This window comes from Streptomyces sp. NPDC023541, assembly GCF_055559995.1.
In genome coordinates this window covers 581,132-594,520 of the sequence record NZ_JBVHJO010000003.1, presented here as the reverse complement: position 1 = coordinate 594,520, position 13,389 = coordinate 581,132, and the positions used below count along the sequence as shown (strand labels likewise).

11 protein-coding genes and 3 tRNA genes are annotated in these 13,389 nt (G+C 73.2%); 8 read left to right on the top strand and 6 right to left on the bottom strand.

Annotated features, from left to right (window positions below; all coding sequences use genetic code 11):
- Position 1: 1 nt before the first annotated feature.
- Positions 2–253: a phosphoribosylformylglycinamidine synthase subunit PurS gene (purS, locus tag ACZ3X1_RS10345; protein ID WP_008740952.1), complete on the bottom strand. Its 252-nt coding sequence runs from the start codon at positions 251–253 to the stop codon at positions 2–4.
- A gap of 320 nt (positions 254–573) precedes the next feature.
- Here purS and ACZ3X1_RS10340 point away from each other — a divergent pair, with 320 nt between their 5' ends.
- The 8 genes from ACZ3X1_RS10340 (at position 574) to ACZ3X1_RS10305 (ending at position 5,011) form a co-directional block, all read left to right on the top strand.
- Positions 574–891 carry a histone-like nucleoid-structuring protein Lsr2 gene (locus ACZ3X1_RS10340; RefSeq protein WP_030664618.1) on the top strand — a complete coding sequence of 106 codons (318 nt, stop codon included), beginning with the start codon at positions 574–576 and terminating at the stop codon, positions 889–891.
- 88 nt (positions 892–979) lie between these two features.
- A tRNA-Gly gene (locus ACZ3X1_RS10335) sits at positions 980–1,051 on the top strand.
- 72 nt (positions 1,052–1,123) lie between these two features.
- Positions 1,124–1,196 (top strand) — tRNA-Gly (locus ACZ3X1_RS10330).
- Positions 1,197–1,341: 145 nt separating this feature from the next.
- On the top strand, positions 1,342–2,286 hold the full coding sequence (locus tag ACZ3X1_RS10325; RefSeq protein WP_467278463.1) for an ABC transporter ATP-binding protein: 945 nt from the start codon (positions 1,342–1,344) through the stop codon (positions 2,284–2,286).
- Entirely contained in the window at positions 2,283–3,047 is a 765-nt protein-coding gene (locus tag ACZ3X1_RS10320) for an ABC transporter permease (protein ID WP_356811027.1), read from the top strand. Before ACZ3X1_RS10325 ends, ACZ3X1_RS10320 begins: the two co-directional genes overlap by 4 nt.
- A gap of 22 nt (positions 3,048–3,069) precedes the next feature.
- A complete protein-coding gene (locus ACZ3X1_RS10315) occupies positions 3,070–4,308 on the top strand; it encodes a sensor histidine kinase (RefSeq protein ID WP_356811028.1) in 1,239 nt (412 codons plus the stop codon).
- A complete protein-coding gene (locus tag ACZ3X1_RS10310) occupies positions 4,305–4,916 on the top strand; it encodes a response regulator transcription factor (protein ID WP_356811029.1) in 612 nt (203 codons plus the stop codon). Before ACZ3X1_RS10315 ends, ACZ3X1_RS10310 begins: the two co-directional genes overlap by 4 nt.
- Before the next feature lie 22 nt (positions 4,917–4,938).
- Positions 4,939–5,011 (top strand) — tRNA-Gly (locus ACZ3X1_RS10305).
- Between the two features lie 47 nt (positions 5,012–5,058).
- Here ACZ3X1_RS10305 and ACZ3X1_RS10300 read toward each other — a convergent pair.
- From ACZ3X1_RS10300 to ACZ3X1_RS10280, 5 genes are all read right to left on the bottom strand, one after another.
- Positions 5,059–5,964, bottom strand: a complete 906-nt coding sequence (locus tag ACZ3X1_RS10300) for a phosphoribosylaminoimidazolesuccinocarboxamide synthase (protein WP_390075243.1) — start codon at positions 5,962–5,964, stop codon at positions 5,059–5,061.
- A 96-nt stretch (positions 5,965–6,060) separates the two neighbouring features.
- Positions 6,061–7,548, bottom strand: coding sequence for a N,N-dimethylformamidase beta subunit family domain-containing protein (locus ACZ3X1_RS10295; RefSeq protein ID WP_467278458.1), 1,488 nt, complete (start codon positions 7,546–7,548; stop codon positions 6,061–6,063).
- Positions 7,549–7,732: 184 nt separating this feature from the next.
- Complete coding sequence (locus ACZ3X1_RS10290; RefSeq protein WP_356811032.1) at positions 7,733–9,556, bottom strand: M48 family metalloprotease; 1,824 nt, start codon at positions 9,554–9,556, stop codon at positions 7,733–7,735.
- 286 nt (positions 9,557–9,842) lie between these two features.
- The gene (gene purD / locus ACZ3X1_RS10285; protein WP_356811033.1) at positions 9,843–11,096 is read right to left on the bottom strand and encodes a phosphoribosylamine--glycine ligase; all 1,254 of its coding nucleotides are present in this window, start codon (positions 11,094–11,096) and stop codon (positions 9,843–9,845) included.
- A gap of 60 nt (positions 11,097–11,156) precedes the next feature.
- Positions 11,157–13,364: a DNA polymerase III subunit gamma and tau gene (locus ACZ3X1_RS10280; protein WP_467278452.1), complete on the bottom strand. Its 2,208-nt coding sequence runs from the start codon at positions 13,362–13,364 to the stop codon at positions 11,157–11,159.
- Between the last annotated feature and the right edge of the window lie 25 nt (positions 13,365–13,389).

Here is a 13,389-nt window from a genome sequence, read left to right as displayed (position 1 = left end):
GTCAGGCCTCGACCTTCACGGTGAAGTCTTCGATGACGGTGTTGGCGAGGAACGTTTCGGCCATCTTGTGGATGCGGTCGAGGGCGGCCTGGTCGACCGGTCCCTCCACTTCCAGCTCGAAGCGCTTCCCCTGACGGACGTCGGCGATGCCCTCGAAGCCCAGGCGCGGCAGTGCACGCTGCACCGCCTGGCCCTGGGGGTCGAGGATCTCCGGCTTGAGCATGACGTCGACTACGACGCGTGCCACTGGCACTCCCGATGAGGTGGTTGGTGCAAGGCGGTTCCATCAGCGTACCCGGCCGAAATTTCTACGCGGGTAGATAACGGACGGCCCTGATCACCGCGCCGTTTCGGCTTCACCAACGCTTCGCAAAATCCCCAGTAAAACCACGTCCCCGGCATTGCGGCGGGACACGCGGAGAGAATTAACTGAGCTTCACAATGCAATGGGAATCGAGGTACAAAGGAATCAGCCGGGATTCCGGCCCGAAGTTGCATTGCCCCAAAACATCCGAACAGGCGACATCGCCGCACGTCAGCGGCTGGCGGCGTCGCACGAAGGGACCGATATCCGTGGCGCAGCGCGTAGTGGTCACGCTCTCCGACGACATCGATGGCGGAGAAGCGGCGGAAACGGTCATGTTCGCCCTGGACGGTAAGTCGTACGAGATCGACCTCAATGTGGCCAACGCAAAGAAACTGCGGAAGAGCCTGGAGCCGTTCGTGGCCGCCGGCCGCCGCCAGTCGCGCTCGGGGAAGACCTTCAAGCACACCTCGGTCGCCCCCGACCCGGCAGTCGTCCGCGCGTGGGCCCGGTCCAACCAGCACGACGTGCCGCCGCGGGGCCGCATCCCCAAGAAGATCTACGAGGCCTACAACGCGGCCCACTGAGGGCCGATTTGCCATCCACCCCCTCCCTTCGGCTAATGTGTGGATCACGCCGAGGGGCGAGGCCGCAGGTCAGAGCCTCCGAGGTCGTGCGGGTGTAGTTCAGTAGTAGAACATCCCTCTTCCAGAGGGAAGGCGCAGTGTGCGATTCCTGTCACCCGCTCTGCATGACTTTCCGACCACTCCGGTGGATCGGGTAGAGTGATGCACGTACTGCCCCGGCAGTGCACTGCTTGCGGACGTAGCTCAGTTGGTAGAGCACCACCTTGCCAAGGTGGATGTCGCGCGTTCGAGTCGCGTCGTCCGCTCTGTGAGCAGAAGGCCCCGATCATAGCGATCGGGGCCTTCTTCGTATTCCCCCCGCATCCGGTCGCCGGACACCCTGACAAATGTCATCGCCGGCCGTGACAGCGCGCACTGCCGCCCCGCTCCGGACGCCGTGACGCTTGAGTCATGACTGACACCGTGATCGAAGCGCGGGACCTGCGCCGCGGCTACTCCGGGGGATTCGAGGCCGTACGGGGCGTCTCCTTCTCCGTGGCGCGGGGCGAGGTCTTCGCCCTGCTGGGCACCAACGGCGCCGGCAAGACCTCCACCGTCGAACTGCTGGAGGGGCTGGCCGCGCCGAGCGGCGGGCAGGTCCGCGTCTTCGGCCTCGACCCGTACGCGCAGCGGGCCGAGGTCCGGCCGCGCACCGGGGTCATGCTCCAGGAGGGCGGGTTCCCCTCCGACCTGTCGGTCACCGAGACCGTGCGGATGTGGGGCGGGGTCACCACCGGTGCCCGCCCGGCGGCCGAGGTGCTGCAGCTGGTCGGCCTGGCAGCACGGTCCGGCGTACGCGTGAAGCAGCTGTCCGGCGGTGAGCGCCGGCGCCTCGACCTGGCGCTGGCCCTGCTCGGCCGGCCCGAGGTGCTCTTCCTGGACGAGCCGACCACCGGCATGGACCCCGAAGGGCGCCGGGACACCTGGGCCCTGGTCCGCGAGCTGCGGGAACAGGGCACCACGGTGCTGCTCACCACGCACTACCTGGAGGAGGCCGAGGAGCTCGCGGACCGCCTCGCGATCCTCCACGACGGCGAACTCGTCCTGTCCGGCACCCCGGCCGAGGTGACCGCCACCCGGCCGGCCCGGATCCGCTTCACCCTGCCCGCCGGGGTGCCCGCGGCCCGGCTCCCGCTGACCCTGCGGGCGGCGGCCTCCGGGCAGCGCGTGGAGATCCGTACCGAACGCCTCCAGGCGGACCTGACCGAGCTGCTCGGCTGGGCCCGCGAGACCGGTGTGGAACTGGCCGGGCTCGACGCCCGGTCCGCCTCCCTGGAGGAGGCTTTCCTGGAGATCGCCCACAGCCGCCGCGGCGCCGGCGACCGGACCGAGGACACGATGGCGGGGACCCGATGAACACGCTCACCCTGAACGCCGGCCGGATCACCGCACTCGGCCGCTGCGAGATCACCCTGCTGGTGCGCAACCGGGCCACGCTCACCCTGGCCCTGCTGATGCCGCTGATGATGGTGTTCGTCCTGCGCTCCTCCCTCAGCGGCTACGAGGGCGCGCGGGCGGTCGGCGAGGCCACCCTGACCGGCGGGATCGGCATGGTGCTGCTCCTCGTCGTCCACATGAACCTGGTCTCCTCCTACGTCGCGCGCCGCGAGGAGCTCGTCCTGAAGCGGCTGCGGACCGGCGAGGCGAGCGACGTGGAGATCCTGGCCGGGACCGCGCTGCCCGCCGCCGCACTGGCACTCGCGCAGACCGCCGTACTCGCGGTCGCCGGGGCGGCCGCCCTGGACGTGCGCATGCCGCGCAACCCGCTGCTGATCCTGGTGGCCGTCCTGGCCGGCGTCCTGCTGCTCGCCGCGCTGTCCGCGGTGACCAGCTCCTTCACCCGCACCGTGGAGACAGCGGGCCTCACCACGCTGCCGCTGTTCCTGGTGAGCGTGCTCGGCTCGGGGATGTTCGCGCCGGTGGACTCCCTGCCGGACGTGGTCGCCTCGGTGTGCGAACTGCTGCCGCTGAGCGGTGTGATGACGCTCGTACGGGCCGGCTGGAGCGGCGGCGCGGCGGGCGGGGACCTGCTGGGGGCCGGGCTCACCACGCTGGCCTGGATCGTGATCAGCGTGTTTGCTGTCCAGCGGTGGTTCCGCTGGGAACCGCGTCGCTAGAACGAGTCGGGGGACGGGCCCAGTGCCGAAGTTGACGGGGTGGTGGAAGAACCGCAGCAGTGCGGGGAAGGTCGAGCTGTACACGCGGGGGTCGTTCCACCTCTTCGTGCTCCTCGAGATCACGTCGTTCGGGGCGGCACCCGTGGCCTCCGCGGCCGGGAAGTCCTCCTTCGTGGTGCCCGTGTCGCTCTTCCTGCTGCTGTGCGCCCACGCGGTCCTGTGCGGGGTGCTCACCTCCAAGGCCCTGCACTGGGTGGTGGGGCGGCGCGAGCGCCCCACCCGGCTGGCGGTGACGACGGCCGCCGTGACGGCCGCGTGCGCCCTGGGCGTCCTGATCCTCCGGGTGACCGGCCACATCTCCGAACCGGCGGTGGCGCCGACGCTGGTGGCGGGGCTGACCTGGTTCGCCTCCGGATCCCTGGTGTTGTGCCTGCGGTCGGTCAAGCGCATGTGGTACGTCCCGTCGGTGGCGGCGGTCGCGACGGGGCTGGCCGTGTTCGCCCTGGGCATGCCCGCCGCGAAGGCGCTCGGATACGCCGTCGGCGTGCTGCTGGGCAGTCTCTTCTTCAGCGCCACCTGCGGGTTCTCTGCCTGGCTGCTGACCACGGTCTACGAGCTGGACCGCTCGCGCGAGGTCCAGGCCCGCCTCGCGGTGGCGGAGGAGCGGCTGCGCTTCGGCCGTGACCTGCACGACGTGATGGGCCGCAACCTGGCGGTCATCGCCCTCAAGAGCGAGCTGGCGGTACAGCTGGCCCGCCGCGACCGGCCGGAGGCCGTGGAGCAGATGATCGAGGTCCAGCGGATCGCCCAGGAGTCCCAGCGGGAGGTACGGGACGTGGTGCGGGGCTACCGGGAGGCGGACCTCGCGGTGGAGCTGGAGGGTGCCCGCGGGGTGCTGAGCGCGGCCGGGATGGACTGCCGCGTCGACTTCGGCGCCGGACCCGAACTACCCTCCGAGGTCCAGTCGGCGCTCGGCTGGGTGGTCCGCGAGGCCACGACGAACGTACTGCGGCACGGGGACGCGCAGCGCTGCCTGATCCGGCTGACCGCCCTGGAGGGCGGAGCCGTGACGCTGGTGGTGGAGAACGACGGGGCACCGCAGGCCCCCGCCGGGCCGCCCGGCTCGGGCCTGGCCGGGCTGCGCGAACGGCTCGCCGCACTGGACGGGACGCTGCAGGCCGGGCTGGTCGGCGACGGCCGGTTCCGGCTGCGGGCGCAGATCCCGGGCCGACGACTGGATGAACTGGAGGTGCGGGCGTGAGCCCCGTACGCGTACTGCTCGCCGATGACGAGCACCTGATCCGCGGGGCGCTGGCCGCGCTCCTCGCGCTGGAGGACGACCTCCTCGTCGTCGCGGAGGCGGCCTCGGGCCCCGAGGCGCTGGCGATGGCGCGGGCGCACCGGCCGGACGTGGCGGTGCTGGACCTGCAGATGCCGGGGGCCGACGGTGTGAGCGTCGCCACAACGCTGCGCGCCGAACTCCCCGACTGCAAGGCCATGATCGTGACCAGTCACGGGCGTCCCGGGCACCTGAAGCGGGCCCTGGCCGCGGGGGTGCGGGCCTTCGCCCCGAAGACGGTCTCCGCGCAGCGACTGGCCGAACTGATCCGGACCGTGCACGCCGGAGGCCGTTACGTGGACCCGGAGTTGGCGGCCGACGCGATCAGCGCGGGGGACTCCCCGCTGACCGCCCGGGAGGCCGAGGTACTGGAGCTGGCGGCGGACGGCGCGCCGATCGCGGAGATCGCGGAGCGGGCCTCGCTCTCGCAGGGGACCGTCCGCAACTACCTGTCCTCGGCGGCCACGAAGCTGGGTGCCGAGAACCGGCACACGGCTGTGCGTCTCGCACGGGAGCGAGGTTGGGTATAGTAGGTCTCGCCTTACGGCGCCTGCGGACATAGCTCAGTTGGTAGAGCACCACCTTGCCAAGGTGGATGTCGCGCGTTCGAGTCGCGTTGTCCGCTCTGCAGGGAAGAAGCCCCGGTTCTCGGACCGGGGCTTCTTCGTCTTCCTACGCCCAGTCCAGGCCGGTCAGGCGCTCGTACGCCTCGATGTACTTCGCGCGGGTCTGCGCGACGACCTGGGTCGGGAGGGCCGGCGGCGGGAGTTCGCCCTTGGGGTCCCAGCCGGAGGCCGCGGAGGCCAGCCAGTCGCGGACGTACTGCTTGTCGAAGGAGGGCTGCGAACGGCCCGGCTCCCACTGGTCGGCCGGCCAGAATCGGGAGGAGTCCGGGGTCAGCACCTCGTCAGCGGCGACCAGGGTGCGGTCCTTCGGGTCGAAGCCGAACTCGAACTTGGTGTCGGCCAGGATGATCCCGCGCTCGCGGGCGATGTCCCGGGCCCGGGAGTACACGGCGAGGGTGGTCTGGCGCAGCAGTGCGGCCGTCTCGACGCCCGTGGTGCGCGCGACCTCCTCGTAGGAGACGTTCTCGTCGTGCTCGCCGACCTCGGCCTTGGCGGCCGGGGTGAAGATCGCGCCGGGCAGCTCGGAGCCGTCCACGAGGCCCTCGGGCAGTCCCAGTCCGCAGACCGTGCGGGTCTGGTTGTACTCGGCGAGGCCGGAGCCGGTGAGGTAGCCGCGGGCCACGCACTCGACCGGGACCATGTCGAGCTTCTTGCAGATCAGCGTGCGGCCGGCCCAGTCGGCAGGGGCACCGGCGGGCAGCTCGGTGGAGATGACGTGGTTCGGGACGAGGTCCGCGAGCTGGTCGAACCACCACAGGGAGAGCTGGGTCAGCACGCGGCCCTTGTCCGGGATCTCGGTGGGCAGGACCCAGTCGAAGGCGGACATGCGGTCGCTGGCGACCATGACGAGGCGGCCGTCCTCGTCCTGGTAGAGGTCGCGCACCTTGCCGGTGTGGAGGTGGACGAGGCCCGGAACCTGAACCGGCTCGGGCTTTTCGACGAATCCGGACACGGGGTCTCCCTGTGGTTCTGTATGAAGCGCACACCGATTCTCGCGCACCGGCGCCCCCTCCCCGGGACAGGGGTGCGTCGGGCGCGCGGCGCCGTGTCAGTCGCGCTTGCAGATCCGGTCGAGGAGATTGGCCGTGGCCCGCTGCACGCGTTCGTCGACGTGGCCGGGGCGGTCGAGGGCCGGGGACCAGGCGAACGTGCCGGAGGCGAAGACCAGCGCCCCGCTGGGCGCCCGGTAGAGAGAGGTCTCCTGATGGCGGCGCTGGCCCTCGCTGTCGAGGTACGGGGAGTGCGCGAGCAGGATCCGGTCCTGGTGCTCGGGGAGCTGGGTCCGCGGGAAGTACCGGTCGGCCTCGCCCGCGACCAGGCCGGGCAGTTCGTCGTTCTCACCGGCGCCGGTGGCGTCCCACAGCCAGTGCGTGGCGTTGCGCACGATCAGCGGCGCCGGGTCGGGGACCCGGCCCGCGTACTGGATGCCGAGCAGCTGCTGTTCCGGGCGGTCGACCTCGCGCCAGAGGCTGGGGCGGCCCGGTCCGCGCCGTTTTCGGCAGGTGAGCAGCCGGTCGTCGACCCCGGAGGGCGAGGGGGCCAGCTCGACCTGCCAGTACATGGTGTTCGCGGAGAGGAAGACGAGCGAGGTGCCGTGGCTGCGGGCGCGCTCGACGGTGCGGCGCATCGGGGCCGACCAGTACTCGTCGTGGCCGGGGAAGACCAGGCCCCGGTACCGGGTGGGATCGACGCGGCCGGCGTGCAGGTCGCGGGTGTCGGCGTAGGCGATGTCGTAGCCGTAGCGCTCGGCCCAGCGGATGAAGTCATAGGCGTGGCCGACGTGGAGGGGCAGGCCGGCGCCCGCGTAGGGCCGGTCGAAGGAGACGGTGACGGCCGCGTCCTGCTCGCCGAGGAGCCGGCCCGACTCGTCCCAGGCGTGGTAGAGGCTGGCGCCGGTCCGACCGTCCTCCGGGTAGAGGTTGTAGGCCTGCCAGGTGATGTCGGGGAGCAGGAGCAGGAGGTCGGCGGGGTGGTCGTCGCGGACCGTGAAGGGGATGTGGGAGCGGTAGCCGTCGCCGGTGGTGAGGACCGCGACGTACGCGCCGACGCTCCAGTAGGACGGGACCTGCAGGCGCCAGGAGAGCCACCAGTGGTGGCAGGAGACGGTGCGGTCCGCGGCCAGGGGGGCGGGCTGGACGATGCCGGAGAGGCGGGGACTGGTGGTGATCTTCGAGGCGCCGTCGCCGCCGTAGTGGCCGATCCGGTACACGTCGACGGAGAACTGCTGGGGCGGGTCGACGGTGACGTGGAAGTCGATGGCCTCGCCGGGGGCGACGGCGCCGGTGGAGGCGAAGCCCTTGATCTGGCGGTGCACGTCGTCGGCCGTGCGGGGGCCGCCGTTGCGGCGGGCCCGGGGGATCTGGCCGGTGCCCGCGGCCGCGGCGGCCGGGTCCACGTACCAGGGGACGACCTGGCCGGTGTCGTCGAAGTAGAGCTCGCTGCCCCGGAACCAGGGCAGGGGGCCCTGTCCGAAGGGGTCGTTCACCGCGTGCGCGAGCGCACCCGATTCCCAACGCCGGATCTGGTCCGTACCCATGACCGCTCCCCTCCCTCGCTCCCCCGGTCGGCGTGCATCGCCTCGGTGCGTGGCGCGCTGTGCGCCGGTGCGGCACTTCTCGGACATCCGCTTCGGGGGCATCCAGCCGCGACCGATCCCAGCACATCACATTACGCACGCACTACGTCACCGTTCGTCGCGAATTGGCGAGACCGGAACGGTCTCAGACGAGGCGGACCGGCTTGTCCGTGCGGACGCCCAGGGCCGACAGCCACTCCCGCAGGGGCTCCGGGTCGCCGTCCTCGACCAGGCAGAGCACGCGGGGGGCCAGATCGGTCCGGCGGTCGCCGCCGACCAGCAGGACCGGGCCGTCGAGCCAGTCCATGCCGGGTGCCGCTCCGGCCGAGTCCACGGCGGCGCAGCACACCATCGCCGTCACGTGGTCGGCCAGCAGGTCCCGGGCACTGCGCGGCGCCTGGAGCGGGAACAGCGGTACGGCGTCCGCGCCGCGGGCCTTGCCGGCCCCGGCGGTGGTGCCCGCGGCGCGCTCCTCGCGGGCCAGGTCGGCGCTGAGCCGGCCGGCCAGGGCCTCGCCGAGCGCCCCTTCTCCCGAGGCGTTCGCCAGGCAGCCCAGCACCCGCTCCAGCGTGGGCCGGGCGAAGCCGTCCACGGCGGGCGGTGCGGCGTCGGCGGCCTCGATCGTGGCGGGTCCCGCCGCACCGGACGGGCCGGACGGGGCGGGGGAGCCCGCCGCGCCGGCAGCGGCGGCGGGGGCCACCGCTGCGGGGGCGGCAGAGCCGGCACCGGCCGGGTTCGGGGAGCCGGCGGACGCGGTGGGCCCGGCGGAGCCGTGCTGCCCGGTGGGCGCTGTGGGGAGGCCCGCCGGGCCGGCGAGCGCGTCCAGTGCGGCGTGCAGGCGGGCCGCCTCCGCACGCCATTTGCGGTCCACGACCTCTTCCGGATAGGCCGCCCACTCCACCGGGGACCAGTCCGGGCCGGCCTCGGCCGGCCCGCCGTGGAAGAGCCGCGCGGCCAGCAGCGAGGTCGCCTCGTCGATCTCGCCGGGCTGCTCCAGCAGGTCACAGGCGGGTCGCTCGCCGAGCCGCGAGGTGAAGCCCTCGGCCAGCCGGTCCCGCCGCGAAAGCTCGGTCAGCGCCGAGACCACCCCGGCGTCCAGGTGCGCCGGCCAGCGGCCCATCCGCCAGGCGGGCAGTGCCACCCGGGTCAGCAGCCGGTCCCAGCCCGCGTAGGCGAGGCCCACCTGCTCCTGGGCGACGATGCGCAGCCCGTAGTCCACACCCTGTGCACGGTCCGACGCGGCGGCGGCCACTCCGCGTTCCATCTCGGCGGCGTCCGTCCGGCACAGCCTCAGCAGCAGCCGGGCGGGCGCGGCGATCCAGCCGAGGCCGCGGCGGCCGCCCACGTCCACGGCCGCGTCCAGCCCGCGCACGAAGCCTCGCGCATCGGCTATGTCGGGGTGCGCGGAAGGACCCGTACCGGCGACGACCGGCGCCAGGACCGCCCGCAGCTCCGCGACCCGCATCCACCACAGGAACGGCGAGCCGATCACCAGCACGGGAGCCGCACCGGGCGCGGACTGGGGGCCGCCGGCTATGCCGCCCCGGCGGTGGGCCGCATGGGTGCGGTCCTCCAGCCAGCTGTCGCAGTCCGGTGTCAGGGCTATGGCGGAGGGCGGCGGCACGTCCATCCGGTCGGCCAGGTCCCGCACCAGGCGGTACAGGTCGGGCGCGGCGGCCTCGGACAGCGGCACCGTCGGCGTCACCGCCGGGCTCGCCCGCAGCACCACCGCTGCGAAGATCCCGCCGAGGAGCAGCACCAGCGCCGCGATCGCGCACACCACGAGGGTCACCGTGCCCCAGGGCTCGCCTGCCAGCCGCCCCGTCGCCCGGGCGGCCACCAGTACCACCGCCACGGCGGCCGGCAGCAGCGCGACGGCCAGGGCCCGGCTGCGCACGCGCAGCACGGCCAGGGCGCGGGACCGCGCGGACGGAACGCCCGCCTCCATGGTCGAACCGAATCCGGACACGGCCGGTCTCACCCCCTCTGCCCTGCGGCTGCGTTGCTCACTCCCCCACTGTGACACCGGCCACTGACATCGCAAGGTCGGTGGGCCAAGTGCCGGAATGCTTGCGCCGCACCCTAGTTGGGGCACGCCCGGCCGTCAGGCAGACGAGGTGACGATCACCCGATGGAATGGCTTTGGGTAAAGCTGGGTGCGTTCGAACGAGGCCGGATGCAGTCGCACGCGGGCACGCCCGCGGGCCCGGGCGCAGGGTGTGCGCACCGGGCCCGCGGGTCCGCGGAGCCGCTGGTCAGCCGAGCCCGGCCGCCTTGGCGGCGATGTCCGTACGGTGCTGTGAGCCGTCCAGCCGGATGCGCGCCACCGCCGTATACGCCTTCTCACGGGCCTGCGCCAGATCAGAACCGGTCGCCGTCACCGACAGCACGCGACCGCCCGCGCTGACGATGGCGCCGCCCTCGCGCCGGGTCCCGGCGTGCAGCACGTAGGCATCGGGCTCGTCCTCGGCGGCCACGTCGAGCAGCCCCTCGATCCGGTCCCCGGTGCGGGGGGTGTCGGGGTAGTTGTGCGAGGCGATGACCACCGTGACGGCCGCGTCCTCGCGCCAGACGAGCGGGGGCAGGGTGTCCAGGGTCCCGTTCGCGGCGTTCAGCAGGACGCCCGCGAGCGGGGTGCGCAGCCGGGCCAGGACCACCTGGGTCTCGGGGTCGCCGAACCGGGCGTTGAACTCGATGACCCGGGTGCCGCGACCGGTGATCGCGAGGCCGGCGTAGAGCAGCCCCGAGAAGGGGGTGCCGCGGCGGCGCAGCTCGTCGACGGTCGGCTGGAGGACCAGCTCCATGACCTCGTCGACCAGCTTCGGGTCGGCCCAGGGCAGCGGGGAGTACGCGCCCATGCCGCCGGTGTTGGGGCCCCGGTCGCCGTCCAGGGCGCGCTTGAAGTCCTGCGCGGGCTGGAGCGGGACCACGGTCACGCCGTCGGTGATGGCGAAGAGGGAGACCTCGGGGCCGTCGAGGTACTCCTCGATGACCACGCGGTCGCAGGCGAGCGCGTGCGCGCGGGCGGCGGCCCGGTCGTCGGTGACCACCACGCCCTTGCCGGCCGCGAGACCGTCGTCCTTGACGACGTACGGGGCGCCGAAGGCGTCGAGGGCCGCGTCGACCTCTTCGGGGGTGGTGCAGACGTAGCTGCGCGCGGTCGGGACGCCGGCCGCGGCCATCACGTCCTTCGCGAAGGCCTTGGAGCCCTCGAGCTGCGCCGCCTCGGCGGACGGCCCGAAGACGGGGATCCCGGCGGCGCGCACGGCGTCGGCGACGCCGGCGACCAGCGGGGCCTCCGGTCCGACGACGACCAGGTCGGCGGCCAGATCGAGGGCGAGAGTGGCGACGGCGTCGCCGTCGAGGGCGTCGACCGGGCGCAGCGTGGCCACGTCGGCGATCCCGGCGTTGCCGGGAGCGCAGTACAGGGCGGAGACGGCGGGGTCGAGGGACAGAGAGCGGCACAGGGCGTGTTCGCGGGCGCCGCCGCCGATGACGAGGACCTTCACGCTGCTCAGCCTAGCCCGGCCGGGGCGGCCCGCTTCGTGCGGCCACCCAATCAGGACCGGCTACTCATTTGTGTATTCCTCCACAACGGTGGCTCCGAGCTCGCGCACGATCAGGTCGTGTCCGGTCAGCGCGCTCTCGACCAGGTCCGGGTCGTCGTCCTCGGCGAAGTCGTCCTCGGGAGCCACCGGCGGGGGCGCCTGCTGTACGGGCGGCGGCGGGGCGGAGGCCGACTGCCGAGGCTGTTGATGCTGCTGGGACTGCTGCTGCGGCGGCGTCGACGGGGCCTGCGGGGCCGGCGCCTGCTGCTGCGGGGGCGGCGGGCTGTAGGCCGGGGCGGGCGCGGACGGCGCCCCGTACGACGGGCCCGGGCCGCTCGCCGGGGCCGGGGAGCCGCCGCCCACGACGGCGTCGATCTTCCAGTTGACCTGGAACTGCTCGGCCAGGACCGCCTTGAGCACGTCCTCGCTGCCGCTGCTGGCGAAGTTGTCGCGGGCTCCGGCGTTGGGGAAGCCGAGCTGGAGGGTGGTCCCGTCGAAGCCGGTGACCTGGGCGTTCTGGCTGAGCAGGATCCAGGTGAAGCGACGGCGGTTCTTGACGGCCTCCAGGACGCCTGGCCACATCGCCTGGACCTGTCCCGCTCCGGCCGCCATGCCGGGGGAGGGCGCGGTGGCCGGCGCCGGTGCGGCGGCGGACGCCGGTGCCGCAGCGGCCGGAACGTGCGCGGGTGCGGGCGCGCCCTGCCCGGGGGCGGCCGCACTGGGCCAGGCACCGGGCGCGGGAGCCGCGGCGGCGGGCCGGGCGCCGGGGGCGCCGCTGCCGGGCTGTGCGGCTCCGGGCCACGCGCCGGGCGCGGGCGCGGCCTGGACGGGCGCCGCGGCCGGGGCGGCGGGCGCGGCGGCGGCCGGTACGGCTTCCGGCTGCGCGGGGGCCCGTACCGGCTCGGCAGCGACGGCCGGTGCGACGGGGCCCGCCGCCGGGGTGCCGGCGGCGGCCCGCGCTGCGGCGGGACCCCCGGCCGGACCGGCGGGCGCCATGGAGTGCGCCTCGGGGCCGGGCACATAGCCCATCGCGGGAGCCGCGGCCTGCGGCGCGGCGGCGAAGGCGGCGGCCCCGCTGCGCTCCAGGCGGTCCAGACGGGCCTGGAAGGACCGTTCGTCGTCGAAGGCGGCGGGAAGCAGCACCCGGGCGCAGATCAGCTCCAGCTGGAGCCGCGGCGAGGTCGCGCCCCGCATCTCGGTGAGGCCCGTGTTGACCAGGTCGGCGGCGCGGGAGAGCTCGGCGGCCCCGAACACGGACGCCTGGGCCTGCATCCGCTCCACGACGTCGGCGGGGGCGTCGATCAGCCCCTTCTCCCCGGCGTCGGGCACGGCGGCGAGGATCACCAGGTCGCGCAGCCGCTCCAGCAGGTCGGCGACGAACCGGCGGGGGTCGTTCCCGCCCTCGACGACCCGGTCGACGACCTCGAAGGCGGCCGCGCCGTCCCCGGAGGCGAAGGCGTCCACGACGGAGTCGAGCAGGGAGCCTTCGGTGTAGCCGAGCAGGGAGGTGGCCATGGCGTATGTCACACCCTCCTCGCCGGCGCCGGCGAGGAGCTGGTCCATGACAGACATCGAGTCACGCACGGAGCCCGCGCCGGCGCGCACGACCAGCGGCAGCACGCCGTCCTCGACCTGGGCGCCCTCCCGTCCGCAGACCTCGCCCAGGTACTCCCGCAGGGTCCCGGGCGGGACCAGTCGGAAGGGGTAGTGGTGCGTCCGGGACCGGATGGTCCCGATCACCTTCTCCGGCTCGGTGGTGGCGAAGATGAACTTGAGGTGCTCCGGCGGCTCCTCGACCACCTTCAGCAGGGCGTTGAAGCCCGCCGAGGTGACCATGTGGGCCTCGTCGATGATGTAGATCTTGTAGCGGCTGGACGCCGGGCCGAAGAAGGCCTTCTCGCGCAGGTCGCGGGCATCGTCCACACCACCGTGCGAGGCGGCGTCGATCTCGATGACGTCGAGGGACCCCGGCCCGTTCCTGGCGAGGTCCCGGCAGGACTGGCACTCCCCGCAAGGGGTCGGAGTGGGACCCTGCTCACAGTTCAGGCACCTGGCGAGGATGCGCGCGCTGGTGGTCTTTCCACACCCGCGCGGCCCGCTGAACAGGTACGCGTGATTGACCCGGTTGTTCCGCAGGGCCTGCATCAGGGGTGCAGTGACATGCTCCTGACCGATGACCTCGGCGAACGACTCGGGGCGGTAGCGGCGGTACAGCGCAAGGGACGACACGTCTACGAGGTTATCCGGGCCCACC